Annotated in this window: 19 protein-coding genes; 18 read left to right on the top strand and 1 reads right to left on the bottom strand. The window is 30.7% G+C overall.

Translation table 11 applies throughout. The features are described 5' to 3' along the window. Window positions 1-45: 45 nt before the first annotated feature. Window positions 46-318 carry a 30S ribosomal protein S20 gene (gene rpsT, locus A7L45_RS15365; protein ID WP_071613611.1) on the bottom strand — a complete coding sequence of 91 codons (273 nt, stop codon included), beginning with the start codon at window positions 316-318 and terminating at the stop codon, window positions 46-48. A gap of 249 nt (window positions 319-567) precedes the next feature. Between rpsT and gpr the strand changes: the two genes are divergently transcribed. From gpr to A7L45_RS15275, 18 genes are all read left to right on the top strand, one after another. Beyond that, window positions 568-1,542, top strand: a complete 975-nt coding sequence (gene gpr / locus A7L45_RS15360; protein ID WP_071613610.1) for a GPR endopeptidase — start codon at window positions 568-570, stop codon at window positions 1,540-1,542. Window positions 1,543-1,596: 54 nt separating this feature from the next. After that, window positions 1,597-2,736 carry a stage II sporulation protein P gene (locus A7L45_RS15355; RefSeq protein ID WP_084647477.1) on the top strand — a complete coding sequence of 380 codons (1,140 nt, stop codon included), beginning with the start codon at window positions 1,597-1,599 and terminating at the stop codon, window positions 2,734-2,736. Window positions 2,737-2,821: 85 nt separating this feature from the next. Next, window positions 2,822-3,079, top strand: a complete 258-nt coding sequence (locus A7L45_RS15350; RefSeq protein ID WP_071613609.1) for a hypothetical protein — start codon at window positions 2,822-2,824, stop codon at window positions 3,077-3,079. Window positions 3,080-3,220: 141 nt separating this feature from the next. Beyond that, window positions 3,221-5,026, top strand: a complete 1,806-nt coding sequence (lepA, locus tag A7L45_RS15345) for a translation elongation factor 4 (RefSeq protein WP_071613608.1) — start codon at window positions 3,221-3,223, stop codon at window positions 5,024-5,026. 79 nt (window positions 5,027-5,105) lie between these two features. Continuing rightward, on the top strand, window positions 5,106-6,227 hold the full coding sequence (gene hemW / locus A7L45_RS15340) for a radical SAM family heme chaperone HemW (RefSeq protein WP_071613607.1): 1,122 nt from the start codon (window positions 5,106-5,108) through the stop codon (window positions 6,225-6,227). Window positions 6,228-6,440: 213 nt separating this feature from the next. Next, on the top strand, window positions 6,441-7,487 hold the full coding sequence (hrcA, locus tag A7L45_RS15335) for a heat-inducible transcriptional repressor HrcA (protein WP_071613606.1): 1,047 nt from the start codon (window positions 6,441-6,443) through the stop codon (window positions 7,485-7,487). A 44-nt stretch (window positions 7,488-7,531) separates the two neighbouring features. Further along, a complete protein-coding gene (gene grpE, locus A7L45_RS15330) occupies window positions 7,532-8,215 on the top strand; it encodes a nucleotide exchange factor GrpE (protein ID WP_372445174.1) in 684 nt (227 codons plus the stop codon). Between the two features lie 58 nt (window positions 8,216-8,273). Beyond that, a complete protein-coding gene (gene dnaK / locus A7L45_RS15325) occupies window positions 8,274-10,136 on the top strand; it encodes a molecular chaperone DnaK (RefSeq protein WP_071613605.1) in 1,863 nt (620 codons plus the stop codon). Between the two features lie 182 nt (window positions 10,137-10,318). Then, on the top strand, window positions 10,319-11,440 hold the full coding sequence (gene dnaJ, locus A7L45_RS15320) for a molecular chaperone DnaJ (protein WP_071613604.1): 1,122 nt from the start codon (window positions 10,319-10,321) through the stop codon (window positions 11,438-11,440). A 58-nt stretch (window positions 11,441-11,498) separates the two neighbouring features. Beyond that, window positions 11,499-12,434 (top strand): 50S ribosomal protein L11 methyltransferase, encoded by a 936-nt coding sequence (gene prmA, locus A7L45_RS15315; RefSeq protein WP_071613603.1) that lies wholly within the window; start codon window positions 11,499-11,501, stop codon window positions 12,432-12,434. A gap of 29 nt (window positions 12,435-12,463) precedes the next feature. After that, window positions 12,464-13,240, top strand: coding sequence for a 16S rRNA (uracil(1498)-N(3))-methyltransferase (locus A7L45_RS15310; RefSeq protein ID WP_071613602.1), 777 nt, complete (start codon window positions 12,464-12,466; stop codon window positions 13,238-13,240). Between the two features lie 137 nt (window positions 13,241-13,377). After that, window positions 13,378-13,671 (top strand): HIT domain-containing protein, encoded by a 294-nt coding sequence (locus A7L45_RS15305; protein WP_071615001.1) that lies wholly within the window; start codon window positions 13,378-13,380, stop codon window positions 13,669-13,671. Between the two features lie 182 nt (window positions 13,672-13,853). Beyond that, window positions 13,854-14,030 carry a 30S ribosomal protein S21 gene (gene rpsU / locus A7L45_RS15300; protein ID WP_071613601.1) on the top strand — a complete coding sequence of 59 codons (177 nt, stop codon included), beginning with the start codon at window positions 13,854-13,856 and terminating at the stop codon, window positions 14,028-14,030. 328 nt (window positions 14,031-14,358) lie between these two features. Further along, window positions 14,359-14,643, top strand: a complete 285-nt coding sequence (gene yqfC / locus A7L45_RS15295; protein ID WP_071613600.1) for a sporulation protein YqfC — start codon at window positions 14,359-14,361, stop codon at window positions 14,641-14,643. Beyond that, on the top strand, window positions 14,636-15,799 hold the full coding sequence (gene yqfD, locus A7L45_RS15290; protein ID WP_224616904.1) for a sporulation protein YqfD: 1,164 nt from the start codon (window positions 14,636-14,638) through the stop codon (window positions 15,797-15,799). Before yqfC ends, yqfD begins: the two co-directional genes overlap by 8 nt. Before the next feature lie 58 nt (window positions 15,800-15,857). Then, entirely contained in the window at window positions 15,858-18,008 is a 2,151-nt protein-coding gene (locus tag A7L45_RS15285) for an HD family phosphohydrolase (protein ID WP_071613598.1), read from the top strand. Further along, window positions 18,005-18,505 (top strand): rRNA maturation RNase YbeY, encoded by a 501-nt coding sequence (gene ybeY / locus A7L45_RS15280; RefSeq protein WP_071613597.1) that lies wholly within the window; start codon window positions 18,005-18,007, stop codon window positions 18,503-18,505. Before A7L45_RS15285 ends, ybeY begins: the two co-directional genes overlap by 4 nt. A 61-nt stretch (window positions 18,506-18,566) precedes the next feature. Continuing rightward, a complete protein-coding gene (locus A7L45_RS15275) occupies window positions 18,567-19,265 on the top strand; it encodes a diacylglycerol kinase (protein WP_071613596.1) in 699 nt (232 codons plus the stop codon). Window positions 19,266-19,450 lie beyond the last annotated feature (185 nt).

The raw sequence follows: 19,450 nt of genomic DNA, 5'->3' as shown, positions 1-19,450 counted from the left end.
TAAACAAAAAAAATAGAAAAACCGGTGTAAATCACCGGTTTTTTATTATGCTGCTAAACTTAAAGCGTTTAATCTTGCTGCAAGTCTTGATTTTCTTCTTGCTGCTTTGTTTATGTGAAGTATTCCTTTTGTTACAGCCATGTCTAAAGCTTTAACTACAGATGCATATGTAACCTTAGCTTCTGCAACATCACCAGTAACTAGTGCTGTTTCAAATTTTTTAACCTTAGTTTTTAAAGCAGATTTAATCATTGTATTTCTTTCTGTTTTAACTGCAGTAATTTTAATTCTTTTTTTTGCTGATTTAATATTTGCCATTAATTTTCACCCCCCTTTGTATTTAATAACGTGTCAGCAGTTTTGGGGAAACTGCATACGAATCTATTTAATTAATCAACTAGTATTATAGCATTAAAATATAAGCACTTCAAGGGTAAATTAATCTATATACATAAATTTTAGTATAAGACTTATTTAAATGAGGTAGAAAGCTTAAAATAAACTTTTTAAGAATAAGAAAATACTATTAGGAAAGGATAATAATAAAAATGTAGTTGAGGTGAAATTATGATAAGTATAAGAACGGACTTAGCTGTAGAAGCTAAAGAAATATACAAAGAAAAAAATAATGGCGAAATGCCTGGTGTTGATGTAGAAGAGTACAATAGGGAAGATATTAAAATTACTAATGTAAGAATAGTAAGTGATATCGGAGAAAAAATGATGGGAAAACCAAAAGGTACATATATAACTATTGATATCCCGGAATTTGTTCATTATGATGGTGATGCTATGGATAGAGTAAGTGTAGTAATGGGAGAGGTTCTATCACCGCTAATAAAATTGGATGACAGTATGACGGCCCTAGTAGTTGGCCTTGGTAATTGGAATGTTACCCCAGATGCTGTAGGACCCAAAGTTGTATCGAAAATAATGGTTACTAGGCATTTAAAACAATTAGTGCCAGATTCTATAGATGAGGGTATACGTCCTGTATGTGCAATATCTCCTGGTGTTCTTGGAATAACAGGTATGGAAACTGGTGAAATTATTCGTGGCATTGTGGAGAGGATTAAACCCAATTTAGTGATTTGTATTGATGCATTAGCTTCTAGAAAAATGAATAGGGTGAATAGAACTATCCAGATAGGGACATCTGGAATTTCTCCAGGTGCAGGAATTGGAAATAGAAGGATGGAAATAAGTGAAAAAACATTAGGTGTGCCAGTCATTGCAATTGGGATACCAACAGTAGTAGATGCTGCAACACTTGCAAATGATACTATTGATTTAGTACTTGATGAGATGATTAAATCTGCAAATGAAGGTAAAGAATTTTACAATATGTTAAAATCCATTGATAAAGTGGAAAAACAAAAGATGATTGCTGAGATATTAAATCCTTATGTAGGCAATCTTGTTGTTACACCAAAGGAAATAGATATGGTTATAAGCTCTGTTTCTAAAATAATTGCTAATGGAATTAATATAGCATTGCAACCAGCGTTAGACTTAGAGGACATAAATAAGTATTTAAATTAGTAATAACTATTCAGATTCCCTCATATATATATTATATAAACAGGGGGGATAAAAATGGGTTATAGAGGTATAAGTTTTAGAGGGAAAAATAAGATTAGGTTAAGTGAAAAAATGATTTTCTTTAAAAATTCCATTAAAAAAAGTGGTAATGTGAGAATGTTTTTTTGTGTTTTCACATTGCTCACTATTTTTTTATTAGGAGTAATTTTGCCTAAAAGTGCGAAGGCAGATTGTGGAGAAAATTATAGAAACTATTTTCATATTAAGGTTATTAATAATGTTTTATCTGTAATGAAGGCATCGTATGTAAAGGGAGAGGATACAAACGGTGAAAACACAAAGGATTCAGTAGTTTTATCATTTCTAGGAATTGATATTTCGAATCCTATATCAATAGTTATAAAGGAAATAGCTTATTTAGATAAAAATGAAATTATCACGGATGTAAAGAATTCAAATACATTTAGCCTTAATTCTTTTAATTTAGATGATAAGCAGGTAAATAAGACGAAGGTTACTAATGTGGTATCAAAATTATATGACTCTACTTTGAAAGGTACGTTAAATAAGGCCAAGCCTCGAGTACTTATATATCATTCTCATACATCTGAAGCTTATCTAACTTCTGACACGGATAAAACTAAAGATACTGAGAGTTTAGATCAATCTAGAAGTGTAGTTGCTGTAGGCGATGTAATAACCGAAAACCTAGAGAAAAATTATGGAATTTCAGTTATACATGATAAGAATGTAAATGATACAGGAGATTACAAAAATGCTTATAAAAAGTCTGGAGTTACTTTAGATAAGTATTTAAAGTTATATGAAAAATTTGATTTGATTATTGATTTACATAGAGATAGTATAGACAACAAGAAGACGTTAATTACAAAATTGAATGGTGAGAATGTTGCACGATTTATGTTTGTAGTAACAGATAAGAATCCTAGATATGCACAGCAGAAGAAATTAATAGATTCTATGATGTCAATATCAAATAGATTATATCCAGGGCTTATACGCGATGAATCAATTTGGGTTTATCACTGGGGCATGGGTTTTTATAATCAAGATAGAAGCAATAACGCACTTTTAATTGAAGTAGGCGCAAATAGTAATAACATCCAAGAAGTAAAAAATACAGGTAAATATCTATCAAGAATAATAGCGGAACAATTAAATGGAAAAAAATGAATAAATTATTATAAAAAGTGCATCCTTAATAATGAGCAGATAATAATTAAGTATTATCTGCTTAAGAGAATAGGGGGCACTTTTTATGTTGAAAAAAGGTATTATTAAATACATATTTATACTAGTTATTTGTTTTTCTATACTTATTTATGGATTTGTTGAAGTTAATATTAACAAACCTGAACTTGTAAAAGAAAAGTCGAAATTTACAATGAATTTTAAATTAAACCCTTTAGATTTTAGAATAGAGACGAAGGGATATGTTTTTTATACAAATGGTAAATTCTTTTATAATATTAAAGAAAAATGTATTGACACTTATAATGAAATTTTTATGAAATAATATAAGGGTAACATATTGATTAAATAAAGTATCACGTAAAATAACAATGCATTGACAAAAACAGATATAATTATGATATAATTCAAGTAGATGTATAAAATCAAAAAAAATTAACATATAGTACAACGGGGGTAAAAATTAATGCAGAGTAATAGACAAAAGTACATAAGGAATTTTTCAATAGTTGCACATATTGATCACGGCAAGTCTACTCTTGCAGATAGATTACTAGAAAAGACAGGTACTTTAACTAAAAGAGAAATGGAAGAGCAAGTACTTGATAATATGGATTTAGAAAGAGAAAGAGGAATTACTATAAAGTCTCAACCGGCAAGGCTCGTTTATAAAAGGGAGAATGGAGAAGAATATATATTCAATCTTATAGATACTCCGGGTCATGTGGATTTTAATTATGAGGTTTCAAGAAGTTTAGCTGCTTGCGAGGGCGCTGTACTTGTAGTTGATGCGTCACAAGGAATTCAAGCTCAAACTTTAGCAAACTGTTATCTTGCATTAGATAATGACCTTGATATTGCGCCAGTTATCAATAAAATAGATCTTCCTAGTGCAAGGCCGGACGAAGTAATTAAGGAAATTGAGGATGTAATAGGTATTGAAGCCCTGGATGCTCCAAGAATTTCGGCAAAAACTGGACTTAATATAGAAGATGTTTTAGAAGCTGTAGTAAAGAAAATTTCACCACCTAGTGGGGATGAAGAAGCACCACTTAAGGCTTTGATTTTTGACTCTTTTTATGATAGTTATAAAGGTGTAGTATGTTATGTAAGAATTAAAGACGGCATAGTTAAACCAGGAACAAAAATTAAGCTAATGAATACTAATAAGGTATACGAGGTAGTAGAAGTTGGAGTGTTTGTTCCAAACTATCTCCCGGTAGCAATGTTAAGTGCTGGTGATGTTGGATATATAACTGCTTCTATAAAAAATGTTAGGGATGCACGTGTTGGTGATACTGTAACAGAAGCTGATAGGCCAGCATTAAAGGCGCTTAATGGATATAAACCAGCGATTCCAATGGTATTTAGTGGTATTTATCCTATAGATGGTGCAAGGTATGGAGAATTAAAAGAGGCGCTAGAAAGACTTCAGTTAAATGATGCAGCATTAGGGTTTGAACCAGAGACATCTATTGCCTTAGGTTTTGGATTTAGATGTGGATTCTTAGGCCTTCTTCATATGGAAATAATACAAGAAAGAATCGAGCGAGAATTTAATTTAGATATCATTACGACAGCACCATCAGTTATATATAAAGTAATGAAAACTAGTGGAGAATTAATAGAGATAACAAATCCTACTAATCTTCCAGAACCTACAGAAATTAGGTATATGGAAGAACCAATAGTTAAAGCATCTATCATAACACCATCAGAGTATCTTGGATCAGTTATGGAGTTATGCCAACAAAAGAGGGGCGTATATATTGATATGCAATATATAGAAACCACTAGAGTTGTGGTAAATTATGATTTGCCACTTAATGAAATAGTATATGACTTTTTTGATGCTCTAAAATCAAGAACAAAAGGTTATGCATCCTTTGACTATGAAGTAAAGGGATATGTAACCGCAAATCTTGTAAAGCTAGATATTTTACTCAAGGGAGAAAAAGTTGATGCTTTGTCCATGATTGTTCCAGAAGAATCAGCTGGGCATAGAGGTAGAATTATGGCTGAAAAATTAAAAGAACATATACCAAGACAAATGTTTGAAATACCAATACAAGCATCTATAAATTCAAAGGTAATTGCAAGAGAAACTGTAAAAGCTCTAAGAAAAGATGTTTTAGCTAAATGTTATGGTGGAGATATTTCAAGAAAGAAAAAATTATTATCAAAGCAAAAAGAAGGTAAAAAGAGAATGCGACAAGTTGGAAGTGTAGAAGTTCCACAAGAAGCATTCATGGCGATACTTAAAGTAGACTAGTATCTTCGAAGAAGATGACTAACTGCTTTGAAAAAGATGATTAGTAGTTTGAAAAAGATAATTAAAGTGAGGATAAAACATGAAGAAGGTTGCTTTATATATTCATATTCCCTTTTGTAAGCAGAAGTGTTTATATTGTGATTTTCCATCACTAGCTGGCAAAGAGGATTGTATGGTTGATTATGCTGCAGCACTCGCAAATGAAATATATAGTATAAAGAATAAAAAAATAAAAACTATTTTTATAGGTGGGGGAACTCCCACCTATTTATCTTTAGCGGGCTGGAAAATAATAAAAAAAAGTATTGATACATTAGATATATGTGATGATTTAGAGTTTACGGTGGAGGGAAATCCAGGAACATTTACAAAAGAAATATTGAACTTCCTAAAAGAAATGGGAGTGAATAGACTTAGTATCGGACTTCAAGCCTGGCAGGATTCACTTTTAAAAGAGCTTGGAAGAATTCATACTATAGAAGATTTTAAACAAAGCTTTGAAATGGCTAGAGAATTAGGATTTGATAACATAAATGTAGATTTGATGTTTGGACTTCCATCACAAACTATAAGTCAATGGACAGAGACATTAGATAATATAACTAAGCTTAATCCAGAGCATTTATCTTGCTATAGTTTAATTGTAGAAGAGGGAACAGAATTTTATAAAAGATTTGAAAAAGGTACATTAAATCTCCCAGATGAGGAAATAGACAGAACTATGTATGCGAAGACAATAGAAGTTTTAAGGAAAAAAGGATATATACAATATGAGATCTCAAACTTTTCGAAAAGGAATAAAAAATGTAGACATAATCTAGTATATTGGGAATTAGATGAATATATTGGGTGTGGAGCTGCTTCTCATTCGTATAGTGACGGTTTTAGGTATAGAAATGAAGAAAATATAGAAAAATATATTGAAAAAATGAATAATGACAACACTGCGATAGTTGAAAAAATGAAAAATTCATTTAAAGATAATATGGAAGAGTTTATGTTCATGGGACTTAGAAAAACAAAGGGTGTAAATAAAAGTGAATTCAAGAAAAGATTTCATAAAAATATGTATGATGTTTATTACGATGTAATTAATAAATACACAAGTACTGGTTTTATGATAGAAAGTACAGATAATATTTTTTTAACATATGAGGGTATTGAAGTATCGAACGTAATTATGGCAGAGTTTTTATTATAAATTATAGTAATCTTAATAAGAAATTTTGCTTTTTAACGTCTTAGGTAGTAAATTGAAGGAAAATAGAGCATTTTAAATATAGTTCAAAATAAACTTTGTAAAATAGCTATATTAAAAAAACAAGATTATTGACAAAAACCATAATAAATGATAACTTAAATGTATACCCGTTAGCACTCAACGGAAGCGAGTGCTAATAAAAGAGGTGATATTATGGAAATGGATGAAAGAAAAATTAAAATACTTCAGGCTATAATAACAGATTATATAAATAATGGTGAGCCTGTAGGGTCCAGAACCATAGCTAAAAAGTATGATTTAGGTATTAGTTCGGCTACAATAAGAAATGAAATGTCAGACCTGGAAGAAATGGGATATATTGAACATATACATACCTCATCTGGTAGAAAACCATCAGATAAAGGTTATAGGTTATATGTTGATAGACTTATGGAACTTACAAAGTTATCTTCTGAGGAAGAATATATGATTAAAAATCATCTTATTAATGCTGCATTATATGAGGTTGATAAAATTGTTAAGCAAGCAACACAAATGCTTTCTCTTCTTACAAATCTTACATCTATAGTGAAAGCACCTTCTGTTCAAAAAAGCTGTATAAAATATATTCAGCTAATGAATTTAGATTTTATAAGCATTTTGTTTGTAATTATTACAGATAGTGGTATTATCAAAAACAATGTTATAAAAGTTAGTAAGCCAATTGGCATTGCAACTATAGAAAAACTTACTAATATACTTAACTTTAGATTAGGAAGACTTACAATAGAACAGATAAACTTAGAAGTTATCAATAATCTAAAAAGCGATTTAGCTTCTTATGAAGAAATATTTGCAGGTATTATTCCAGCATTATATGATAGTTTATCTGGGGTTGAGTCTTCGGAAGTTTATATTCAAGGCGCTGCTAATATATTTAATTACCCAGAATATAATAATATAACTAAAGCTCGAGAGTTCTTAGTATTGGTAGACAATAAAGAGAGTATAAATAGCTTACTAGGTACTTACGACAATATTTCTAATATTACAATTAAAATTGGTGGGGAAAATTTTGTTGAGTGTGCAAGGGAGTGTAGTATTATAACAGCAGTTTATAGCGCTTCTGGAGTACCGCTTGGATCCATTGGAGTTATAGGGCCAACAAGAATTCCCTATGGAAAAGTTATATCAGTATTAACGGGAGTAGTTAAAGAATTAAATGATAATATAGCTCAAATTTATGATGATCATAAATAAAATTTTAAAGATTTATTTTGAGCAAGATTTGGAGGAATGATTGAGTGAATACGAATAATGAAGAAATATTAGACGAAGAAAACACAAAGTTTTCAAATGAAGATTCCAGTTTAGCAGGTAATGCTAACGAAGTTAAGGAAAGTAAAAAAGAGACTGAGGATACCTTAGATAAAACATTAGAAGAAGCTGAAGTATTAGAAGATGCTGAAATAGTAGAGGAAGATGAAGAAGTTGAAGAACTTTTAGAAAGTGATAAAGAGAAAGATATGAGAAAAAGTAAAAAGAAACTAGAAGCGGAAAACAAAAATTTACAAGATAATTTGGATTCTTTTAAGGATAAACTTTTAAGAACAACTGCAGAGTATGAAAACTTTAGAAAAAGAACAATAAAAGAAAAACAAAACATATACACAGATGCTTGTGCAGATGTTTTAAAAGAAATTCTACCAGTACTCGATAACTTAGAAAGAGCTCTTTCGGTTGAAGGTGGTGGGGATGAACTAAGAACTGGTGTAGAAAATACAGTTAAATTATTTAATGCTGCATTTAAAAAACTAGGCATTGAAGAATTATCTTCAACAGGCGAATTTGATCCTAACTTCCACAATGCAGTAATGCATGTAGAAGATGAACAATATGGAGTAAATCAAATAGTCGAAGTATTACAAAAGGGATATAAAAAACAAGAAAAGGTATTAAGACATAGCATGGTTAAGGTTGCAAATTAACCTTAATAAATGTAAAAATCTTTAATAAATATAAAAGGAATATAGGGAGGAAATAATAATGGGAAAAATTATAGGAATAGATTTAGGTACAACAAATTCATGTGTAGCAGTTATGGAGGGTGGAGAGCCCGTAGTAATTTCTAATTCAGAAGGTGCAAGAACTACACCATCTGTAGTATCATTTCAAGCTAATGGAGAAAGACTAGTAGGTCAAGTAGCTAAAAGACAAGCAATTACAAACCCAGATAAAACAATAATGTCAATTAAAAGAGAAATGGGTACTGATCATAAAGTAGATGTTGATGGAAAAACACATACACCACAAGAAATTTCAGCATATATTTTACAAAAAATAAAAGCTGATGCTGAGGCTTATTTAGGAGAAGCAGTTACAGAAGCAGTTATAACTGTACCTGCATACTTCAATGATAGCCAAAGACAAGCAACAAAAGATGCAGGAAAAATAGCTGGACTTGAAGTTAAGAGAATAATAAATGAGCCAACAGCTGCAGCATTAGCCTATGGACTAGACAAAATGGACGTTAACCAAAAGATATTAGTATATGATTTAGGTGGCGGTACATTTGATGTATCTATATTAGAACTTGGTGATGGATTATTCGAAGTTAAATCAACTAACGGAAACACTAAACTTGGTGGAGATGACTTTGACGAAAAAGTTATGAATCATATTGCAGATACTTTTAAAGCAGATAATGGAATAGATTTAAGAAATGATAAAATGGCACTTCAAAGACTTAAAGAAGCTGCTGAAAAAGCAAAAATAGAATTATCATCTTCAACACAAACAAATATTAATCTACCATTTATTACAGCTGATGCAACAGGCCCTAAGCATATAGATATGAATTTGACAAGAGCTAAATTTAATGAATTAACTCATGATTTAGTTCAATCTACAATAGAACCAATGAAAAAAGCAATTGCAGATGCAGGTTTATCTCTTAATGAAATAGATAAAATTGTACTTGTAGGTGGTTCAACAAGAACACCAGCAGTTCAAGATGCAGTTAAAGAATTTACTGGTAAAGAACCTTCAAAAGGAGTAAATCCAGATGAATGTGTTGCACTTGGTGCAGCAATCCAAGCGGGAGTATTAAGTGGAGAAGTTAAAGATGTATTACTTCTTGATGTAACTCCATTAACTCTTGGAATTGAAACATTAGGTGGAATAGCTACTCCTCTAATAGAGAGAAATACTACAATTCCAGCTAAGAAGAGTCAAACATTCTCAACAGCTGCAGATGGCCAAACATCAGTTGAAATTAATATTGTTCAAGGTGAACGTCAAATGGCTGCAAGTAATAAATCTTTAGGAAGAGTTACTTTATCCGGAATTGCAGCAGCACCAAGAGGCATTCCACAAATAGAGGTTACTTTTGATATAGATGCTAATGGTATTGTTAATGTATCAGCTAAAGATAAAGGAACAGGAAAAGAAGCTAAAATAACAATTACAGCATCAACTAATTTAAGTGATGATGAAATTGATAAAGCAGTAAAAGAAGCAGAGAAATTTGCAGGAGAAGATAAAAAGAGAAAAGAAGAAATAGAAATTAAAAATAATGCAGAACAGTTAGTATACCAAACTGAAAAAAGCTTAACTGACCTGGGCGAGAAAGTATCAGAGGAAGATAAGAAAGATATTGAAGCTAAATTAGAAGCTCTTAAAAAGATTAAAGATGGAGACGATACTGAAGCTACAAAGAAATCTACGGAAGAATTAACTGAAGCATTTTATGCAGTAACTACAAAAATATATCAAGCAGAAGCAGAAACAGCAAAAGCTGGAGAAGCTGGTCAAGGCGCAGATAATGCTGGAAATGCTGAGCATGACGACAATGTAGTAGATGCTGATTATAAAGTAGAAGAAGATAAAAAAGAAGAAGATAAGAAATAATATAAATAATTAACAAAACAATTAAATTAGGGATGGGTAACTGCCCTTCCCTAATTTAATTTGCTTTAAGAAAAACAGTATTATCAATTGTTATATACGAACTATATAATAATAAGAGTTGTATTATTTTAAGGATTAGTTATAATATATAAGTATATATATTTTAGGTGGTGAAGAGCAGAATGGCAAATAAAGATTATTATGAAACACTTGGCGTAGGTAAAGATGCCAGTGAAGAAGATATTAAGAAAGCTTTTAAAAAAGGTGCGTTAAAGTACCATCCAGATAGAAATCCAGATAATAAAGAAGCTGAAGATAAATTCAAAGAAATGAATGAAGCATACCAAGTTCTCTCTAATGCAGAAAAAAGATCTAGATATGATCAATATGGTACAGCTGATGAGAATGGAGCAGGATATGGTGGTAGCTCTGACTTCTCTGGTTTTGGTGGTTTTGGAGATATATTTGGAGATATATTTGGAGGCGGATTCTCGTCAAGAAATCAGAATGGTCCTAAAAAAGGTGCGGATTTAGAATATAACATAAATCTAACTTTTGAAGAGGGTGTATTTGGTGTAGAAAAAGATGTATCAATCACAAGAAACGAAAAATGTGGAGATTGTAGCGGTAGTGGTGCTAAAGCTGGTACAACACCTAAAACTTGTGATAAATGTGGTGGAAATGGGCAGATAAAAGTTCAAAGAAATACTGCATTTGGAAGTTTTGCTAGCATGAGCACTTGTGATAAGTGTGGAGGCAGTGGCAAGATAATTTCTGAACCATGTAAAACTTGTCATGGCTCTGGAAAACAGAGAAAAAACAGAAAAATTAAAGTTAATATTCCGGGTGGAGTTGACACCGGAAATGTTATGCCACTAAGAGGCCAAGGAGAACAGGGTGAAAAGGGCGGACCAGCAGGAGATTTATATATAAATATCAGAGTAGCTCCTCATAAAACTTTTAAGAGAAAGGGAATTGATATTCATATAGAATCACATATAAGCTTTGGTTATGCATCCATGGGTACTGAAATTAAAGTGCCAACAGTAGATGGGGATGTTAAATACAAAGTTCCTGGTGGAACACAATCTGGCACTGTATTTAGGCTTAAGGGCAAGGGAATACCTAGAGTAAACGGACATGGAAGAGGAGATCAATACGTAAAAGTTATTGTTGATATTCCAAAATCTTTGAACGATAAACAAAAGGAAGCACTTAAACTATTTATGCAGGCTAGTGGTGAGAGTATAGAAAATTTTGAAGAAAATAAAAAGTCTTTTGTAGATAAAATATTAGGTAAATAATAATAAAAAACTTCGTTTTGTAAAACGGGGTTTTTTATTTTAAATAAGGAGAATAAAAATGAATAAAGATTGGATTGAGGTAACTATAATAACAAGCACTGAAGCGGTTGAGGCAGTGTCAGCAATGTTATATAATACTGGAGTTGAGGGTGTATCTATTTTGGATCCTTTAGATTTGATTTATAGGCGAGATCATACTACGGATTGGGACTATTTTGATGAAAGTATTATTGATACAAAGAGTGGTGTTGTAATTAAGGGATATTATAAAAAAGATCAACACTTTAAAAAGCATTTAGAGGAAATTAAAACAGGGGTAAATAATTTACCTAGCTTTGGATTAGACAAGGGAGTAGGTTCTGTAACTGCGGAAAAGGTAAATGAGGAAGATTGGGAAAATAACTGGAAGAAGTATTATAAACCATTAAAGGTAGGAGAAAAAATAGTTATAAAACCTATATGGGAAGATTACAATAAAAATCCTGGCGAAATAATTGTGCAGTTAGATCCGGGTATGGCTTTCGGTACTGGTTCTCACGAGACTACCAGAATGTGTATAAAGGCACTAGAGAGGCATGTGAACGCTGATTCAACTGTTTTTGATATAGGTACAGGGTCTGGAATATTAGCTATCACAGCGGCCATGCTTGGTGCTAAGAAAACTGTAGGAGTTGATCTTGATCCAGTTGCAGTAGATTCTGCAAAGCAAAATGTTTCGTATAATGATATAAATAACATTGAGATATTATACGGAGACCTGCTCGAGGTTGTTAAAGGGAAGGCTAATATAGTTATAGCAAATATAATGGCTGATATAATTATGTTTTTGACAGATCAAGTTAAGGAAGTTATAACTAAGGGCGGATATTTTATATCTTCAGGAATAATTTTATGTAAAAAAGATGAAGTAATAAATAAGTTAACAAAGTGTGGTTTTACAATTGAGGAGATAAATATAGAGGGAGAATGGGTTTGCATAGTTGCAAAATTATAGTAAATGTCTAAGTGAGGGGAGAATAAATAATGCATAAATTTTTTGTGCCCAAAAGCAGTATAGATGCGAATAAAGCTATTATAGAAGGCGAAGATGTAAAACATATATATAAGGTATTAAGGCTTCAGGTTGGAGAAAAGGTAAGTATAAACAACTCTTGCGGCAAGGAATACATAGGTGAGATAACTTATATAGACAAGAAAGTTGTAAATATAAATATTCTTAAAGAAAATCCTATAAACAATGAAAGTCCTATTGAAGTATATTTATTTCAAGGTATGCCTAAATCTACAAAAATGGATTTAATAGTTCAAAAGAATACGGAACTTGGTGTTAAGTCAATAACCCCTATAATTACGAAAAGGGTAGAACTTAAAACTGAAATAATGGAATTTAAAAAAGATAAAGAAATTGATAAAAAGATAATTAGATGGAATAGGATAGCCCTTGAAGCTTCTAAGCAAAGCAAAAGAAGTTTAATACCTGTGATTAATGAGCCTATAGAGTTTGAAAATTTACTTTTAGAGTTAAAAGCTATGGATTTAGTGGTGGTTCCATATGAGAATGAAGAGGGCTACGGCATGAAAAAATTAATCGAAGACATAGACAAAGAGACTATTAATAAAGTTGCAATTATCATAGGACCTGAGGGTGGATTTGAGGAATTTGAAATATCAAAACTTAAACAGATAGGATCAAAAATAATTACTTTAGGACCGCGAATACTTAGAACTGAAACAGCAGGGTTTACTTGTTTAAGCTTAATAATGTATGAATTTGGTGATCTTGGGGGAAGTGTAAAATAAATATTCAACTAAATTTACTTAGAAGGAAAATTAAGTTTTATGTTGAATAGTATAGTATAAGATGAATTGGAGGTGATTATGTGGAAAAGGAAGATTGTCTTTTTTGTAAGATTGTAAAAAAACAAATTCCATCAGAAATGTTATATGAAGATGACAAAGTTATAGTTATTAAAGATATAAGTCCTCAGGCTCCCATACATGCTATAATTATTCCAAAGCAGCATATAGATAATTTAAATTGTTTAACAAAAGATCAATCAGAAATAGTAGGTCATATATTTATGGTTGCAACTAAGGTTGTACAGACTTTAGGGATTGCAAAGTCTGGATATAGAATTGTATCTAATTGTGGGGAGCAAGGGGGTCAAACCGTTCAACATATACATTTTCATTTGCTCGGTGGAAGATTACTTGAGTGGCCACCTGGTTAATTTATAATTATTTTATATTTGAATTTTGATAATATTTTATAAAAAAACTGTTATATATATAACAAACAGCAATGAAAATGTTGACATTATGTAAAGCAGTGTTGTATAATAAAAAATGTACTATTTAGGCCCCGCATTAGCTGCTTTTAAATTGAATTGAGCTAGCGGAGGGAGGGATAATGATGTCAGAAATTAAAGTTGGAACAGACGAGACAATTGAGAATGCTTTAAGAAGGTTTAAGAAAAAGTGTGCAAGAAGTGGAGTGCTCGGAGAAGTAAGAAAAAGAGAACACTACGAAAAACCAAGCGTTAAAAAGAAATTGAAATCAGAAGCTGCAAGAAAAAGAAAGTTTAAATAGATTTTTAAAATTGAGAAAGACAGGATTTGTTTTATAATGTAAAAGAATCTTGTTATAATACCTTCCTCAGCAGTAACAAAACAGAAAATTAGAGCTATTCAAAAAAAGCAGTGGTGGGTTGGGATACAATAGTATGAAAAGACAAAAGAAAAGTTATGTTTACCTCATAACCTATAGTTAAAGGTGAACTTGCTTGCAAAATAATATTTTAATAAAAAAAAGATTCAGCATTTGCTGAATCTTTTTTTTATTAAAATAAATTATAAACGGTTATTTATTAGACACTTTTTTCATAAATTTAATATGAAGTATTTTGTGGGGTGAGTGTATGGATAATAAATTTTATAAAACAAGAGAAATTATTGCGAGTAAGTTAGAATTGCCAAGGGATATCTTATTAGATTTACCTAAAATTACTATTTTGGCAAATAATGAAATAAATATAGAAAACCATAAAGGTATTGTAATATTTGAAGAAGAACAAATAAAAATAAATTCTAATGTGGGACCGATTTCGATATATGGTAGAAATTTTAAAATATTATTTATAGGAGGAAACACAATAACTTTAAGTGGTAATTTTAAGTCAGTTGTGTATGAAAGCCATGAATAATTTTAAAAAATATAAAAAAGGTGTCGTCACAATGGAAATTCAATCATTAATTCCAGAAAAATTTATTAATTTATTATGGAAAAATGGTGTTGTAGTAAAAAACATACGAAAGATTAACATAACAACTGTTATTTTAGAAGTAAAACTAAGTGATTATGGTGAAATTAGTAAAGTGGCAAAACGAACAGGTACAAGAGTTAAAATTGTAGGAAGAAGTGGAATGTCGTTTTTTTTAATAAAATTAAGGAGCAGAGTAGCTCTTTTAATTGGAATAATTTTATTTGGCAGTATAATATATTATTTATCTACATTTGTATGGAATATAGAAATTAATACAGAAAATTACATAAGTCCATATGAACTCAGAAATCAAATCAAAGGATTTGGAGTAATACCTGGAATGAGGAAGAAGAACATAGATGTTTATGATATTGAAAGCAAAATTTTAAGAAGTAATGATGAAATAATGTGGGTAAAAGCAAGAATTGACGGCATTAAGCTAAAAGTTGATGTAATAGAAAGACAGTCTCCACCTGTCATAGTTAGCAATAAAACCCCTTGCAATTTAATAGCGAGTAAAGATGGCATAGTATCTAGGGTATACACGACGGATGGTACAGCCATTGTGAAAGATGGAGATTCGGTGCAAAAGGGTGATATATTAGTTAATGGTGAGCAAGGAAAGGAAGGGAGTGTTTATCCTGTACACGCGAAAGGTGAAGTTATAGCAAGAACTTTTTATGAGCAGATTAACGAAGTACCAATAACCAAAGAGACAAGAGTGAAAACAGGGAACATTATTAGTAATTTTTACATTAAATTAGGAAATAAAAAAGTTTATCTTAAAAATAGCTTAAATCCATATAAGACTTATGATAAAATAGAAAATAACAATAAGTTTGTGCACAAAGAAACATATTATGAAGTTAAAGTGGAAAATATACCTGCGAATGTTACTAAAACACAAGATGAAATATATTCTAATATTTTGAGAAAGTTAGATAAAAGTGTAAGGATTATAAATAAAATAGAAAGTGTAAAAAAAGAAAATGATAAATATTCGATAAGAGTATTGGTTCTTGCTGAAGAAAATATTGCAACGGAAGCAAGTATAGTACCTGAAAAAAATAGTGAATCTCAAAAAAAATCACAATAAAGAAAAATAAAGATTAGTATATTTTTAAATTTACTTTAGAAAAAGGTGGAGATGGGGCATGAGAAATATTAGGGAACTTATAAAGCTAAGGAAAACAAAGCCTTATATCATTTTTATAGTTACGACGATTATAATGTATTCAATTTTAGTAACAGCTTTAGTTCCTAAAAAATACACTTTAACCGTTGGAGATATTGCAAAGGCGGATATAAAAGCGCCAAGAGAAGTTGAAAATGAACAATTAACAAAAAGTGATATAGATAAGGCGATAGAAAGTGTAGGGAAAAAAACAATAAAAGTCCCCGTTAATGAGAAGGCTATAGAAAATATAGATAAGTTATTTTCTACAGTAAGTAAGCTAAATGCTGCTGATGTTAATAAAGCAGGCTCAGTAAATAATGAAGATTTAGATGGTAAAGCAGCCTTAGAAAAGGAGAAAATAACATCACTAAAAAAAAGCAATCCAATTTCTAATTTTACTTATGAAAACTATCAGTTTTTAATAAATTTAGAACTTAAACAAGCTAATGAATTAGAAAAATTTATTAAAAAAACAATGACAACAATTAATGATATAACTACAATTAATGAAAACAAGCCTGAAGAAATTACCATGGCAAAGGGAATGATAGCAACAACTTTTATAAACTCGAATTTCCCTAAGAATATAAGAGAAATAGGAATAGCTATTGCAAATGTAGAAGTTCGACCTAATACAATATATGATAAGGCAAGTACGGATGTTGCCATCAAAGAAGCTGAAAAGAATGTTAAACCAGTTATAATTAAGAAAGATCAAATTATAATAAAAGAGGGGGAACCAATAACATCTGAGCAGATGTCACTACTCGAATCATTAGGCCTCCTAAATAGCACTAATAATTTTGATTGGTCATTATACTTAAGTTTAGCTGCACTTGTTTGTTTTGTAATCTTGCTACAATGGTTCTATTTATACAAGTACCATCCAGAGATTTATTATGATACGAAAAAATTAATTATGCTTAATATTCTTAGCATAATTGCAATATTGCTAGCAAGGGTTCTTGGGATAATTTCTATATTCGTAATTCCACTAGCTTGCGTACCTATGCTTATGGCCATTTTGAGCAATGAGGAAATATCCATAGTCTTAAATATTTTTAACTGTATTCTAATTAGTGTTGCAGTTAATTTTAATTTTGAAATTACAATACTCGCTTTACTAAACTCTATTGTAGGGGTTATTTTACTTAAGAAAATGCAGCAAAGAAACGATATATTATATTCATCTTTATATATTGCAATGGTGAATTTAGTTATATATCTTTCTATGGGATTTTTGCTTAGTAATAGTATAATAGAGGTATTTAAAAAAGCAGGATTGGTTTATATAGCAAGTTTAGTAGCCGGAACACTTACTATAGGACTTTTACCATTTTTCGAAAGCATTTTTGATATAGTAACTACGGTAAAACTTTTAGAACTATCTAATCCGAATCACCCTCTATTAAAGAGGTTACTTTTAGAGGCACCAGGCAGTTATCATCATTCGGTACTGGTAGCTAATTTATCAGAGGTTGCAGCGGAAGTAGTTGGAGCAAATCCTGTTCTAGCAAGGGCTTGCGCATATTATCATGATATTGGCAAGATAAAGAGACCTTATTTCTTTAAGGAAAATCAATTGGGAAATGATAATCCACATGATAAAATAACTCCAAATTTAAGCACACTTATAATTATTTCACATGTAAAAGATGGACTTGAACTTGCCAAAGAATATAAATTACCTAAGGTTATTCAAGATGTTATAGTACAACATCATGGTACAACTTTGGTTAAGTATTTTTATGTAACTATGAAAAATTCTAGTGAAAATCCAGATGAAATTAAAGAAGAAGATTTTAGATACAATGGGCCTAATCCGGAGAGTAAAGAAGCAGCAATTATAATGCTTGCAGATGCAGTTGAAGCAGCCGTGAGATCAATTCCAAATTCCACTAAAGGTAAAATAGAGGAAATGGTTAATAATTTAATAAAAGTTAGGCTTAATGATGGACAATTAGATAATTGTGATTTAACTTTAAAAGATTTAGAAAAGATAAGAAAATCATTTTTAAAAGTGCTTTCAGGGATATATCATGAGAGAATAGAGTACCCACTAGATAAATGGGAAAAGGATAAGTCTTGCGAGAATAGAAGGCAAGTAAAGGAGCAAAAACAAGTATGATTTTAATTGATAATAGGCAAAATAAGATTGAAGTTACAAAGGAACTCGAAGCCGTAATAAAGGATGTTATTGAGTATACACTATGCGAGGAAAAACTTTCTATAGATAATGAAGTTAGTGTTATATTTATAGATAATGAAGAAATTAAGGAAATAAATAAAAAGTATCGGGGAATAGATAAAATTACGGATGTGTTATCTTTTCCAATGTTGAATTATCCAGAAAACAAGGTTTTTAAAGAAGTGTATATAAATTACGAATTTGACCAGAGTGATCTATATGATGAAAAGTTAGTAATTGGAGATGTTGCGTTGTCACTTGAGAGGGCAAAGCAGCAAAGTGAGGAATTTGGACATTCCTTCATTCGCGAATGTGCTTACCTTACAGTTCACTCAATTCTGCATTTGCTTGGATATGACCATATGGAAGAGGATCAAAAAAACATTATGAGAAAGAGAGAGGAGGAAATATTAAAGAATTTTAGCTTAACTAGATAAAATGCAGCAGGGTTATGTTAATGTGCCTTACTTCAGAGAATATTATTAAAGGTGGTCAAGTATGAAAGTAAAGAAATTAGTTGATAGTTTTAATTACGCTATTGAGGGAATTATATATTCAATTCGTACACAAAGAAATATGAAGATACATATGTTAACTACTATATTAGTACTTACTGCCACATTTTTTTATGATCTTTCAAAAATAGAACTTTTAATTATTACTATAACCATAACACTAGTAATAGTGGCTGAAATGATAAATACTGCAGTAGAATGTGCAATAGATGCCACAACAAATTTCTATCATCCACTAGCTAAAATTGCTAAAAATGTAGCGGCTGGCGCAGTACTTGTAACTGCTATAAATTCAGTCTTAGTAGGATATATAATATTTTGGGATAGAGTCACTCCATTTAATAAGAGTGTGATGCTCAAAATAAAAAAATCTGACCCTCACATGATTTTTTTTATACTAGTTATAGTATGTATTGCGACTGTTGTAGTTAAGGCAATATATGGAGAGGGAACTCCACTTAGGGGTGGGATGCCGAGTGGACATAGTACTATAGCATTTTCAGTTGCAACAGCTATAACATTATTAACTAGTGAACCTTTAATTATGGTATTATCATATTTTATAGCTGTAATTGTTGCACAAAGTAGGGTTGATTCAGAAATCCATTCTATCTTAGAAGTTGTGTTTGGTGGTATTTTTGGTACATTATTAACATTATTACTATTTAAAATGTTAGGATGATAACTTTATTTGTTGATAATGACAAGCACTTTAAATATAATTATAATAATATTGAAATACTAATATTTAGTGATATAATTGGTATACACGATTTTTAGGTGAAGGATATTCAAATTATATTAATAAAAAAATTGACGATATATTATAAGGTTAGGTGTTTTTATAAAAGAAAATTTATTAAAGTA

Origin of the sequence: Clostridium estertheticum subsp. estertheticum, assembly GCF_001877035.1 — a bacterium.
In the GTDB taxonomy this organism is placed as follows: Bacteria; Bacillota; Clostridia; order Clostridiales; family Clostridiaceae; genus Clostridium_AD; species Clostridium_AD estertheticum.
The sequence above is the reverse complement of the archived record's forward strand: the minus strand, read 5'-3'. Positions and strand labels throughout refer to the sequence as shown.

What these genes read in the sequence shown, in the direction of transcription:
- hrcA (WP_071613606.1), top strand. Translation starts at nt 6,441, where the DNA reads ATGGAAATGGATGAAAGAAAAATTAAAATACTTCAGGCTATAATAACA.
- dnaJ (WP_071613604.1), top strand. Translation starts at nt 10,319, where the DNA reads ATGGCAAATAAAGATTATTATGAAACACTTGGCGTAGGTAAAGATGCC.
- A7L45_RS15275 (WP_071613596.1), top strand. Translation starts at nt 18,567, where the DNA reads ATGAAAGTAAAGAAATTAGTTGATAGTTTTAATTACGCTATTGAGGGA.
- hemW (WP_071613607.1), top strand. Translation starts at nt 5,106, where the DNA reads ATGAAGAAGGTTGCTTTATATATTCATATTCCCTTTTGTAAGCAGAAG.
- prmA (WP_071613603.1), top strand. Translation starts at nt 11,499, where the DNA reads ATGAATAAAGATTGGATTGAGGTAACTATAATAACAAGCACTGAAGCG.
- A7L45_RS15310 (WP_071613602.1), top strand. Translation starts at nt 12,464, where the DNA reads ATGCATAAATTTTTTGTGCCCAAAAGCAGTATAGATGCGAATAAAGCT.
- lepA (WP_071613608.1), top strand. Translation starts at nt 3,221, where the DNA reads ATGCAGAGTAATAGACAAAAGTACATAAGGAATTTTTCAATAGTTGCA.
- A7L45_RS15350 (WP_071613609.1), top strand. Translation starts at nt 2,822, where the DNA reads ATGTTGAAAAAAGGTATTATTAAATACATATTTATACTAGTTATTTGT.
- rpsT (WP_071613611.1), bottom strand. Translation starts at nt 318, where the DNA reads ATGGCAAATATTAAATCAGCAAAAAAAAGAATTAAAATTACTGCAGTT.
- yqfC (WP_071613600.1), top strand. Translation starts at nt 14,359, where the DNA reads ATGGATAATAAATTTTATAAAACAAGAGAAATTATTGCGAGTAAGTTA.
- dnaK (WP_071613605.1), top strand. Translation starts at nt 8,274, where the DNA reads ATGGGAAAAATTATAGGAATAGATTTAGGTACAACAAATTCATGTGTA.
- ybeY (WP_071613597.1), top strand. Translation starts at nt 18,005, where the DNA reads ATGATTTTAATTGATAATAGGCAAAATAAGATTGAAGTTACAAAGGAA.
- yqfD (WP_224616904.1), top strand. Translation starts at nt 14,636, where the DNA reads ATGAATAATTTTAAAAAATATAAAAAAGGTGTCGTCACAATGGAAATT.
- gpr (WP_071613610.1), top strand. Translation starts at nt 568, where the DNA reads ATGATAAGTATAAGAACGGACTTAGCTGTAGAAGCTAAAGAAATATAC.
- A7L45_RS15355 (WP_084647477.1), top strand. Translation starts at nt 1,597, where the DNA reads ATGGGTTATAGAGGTATAAGTTTTAGAGGGAAAAATAAGATTAGGTTA.
- A7L45_RS15305 (WP_071615001.1), top strand. Translation starts at nt 13,378, where the DNA reads ATGTTATATGAAGATGACAAAGTTATAGTTATTAAAGATATAAGTCCT.
- rpsU (WP_071613601.1), top strand. Translation starts at nt 13,854, where the DNA reads ATGTCAGAAATTAAAGTTGGAACAGACGAGACAATTGAGAATGCTTTA.
- A7L45_RS15285 (WP_071613598.1), top strand. Translation starts at nt 15,858, where the DNA reads ATGAGAAATATTAGGGAACTTATAAAGCTAAGGAAAACAAAGCCTTAT.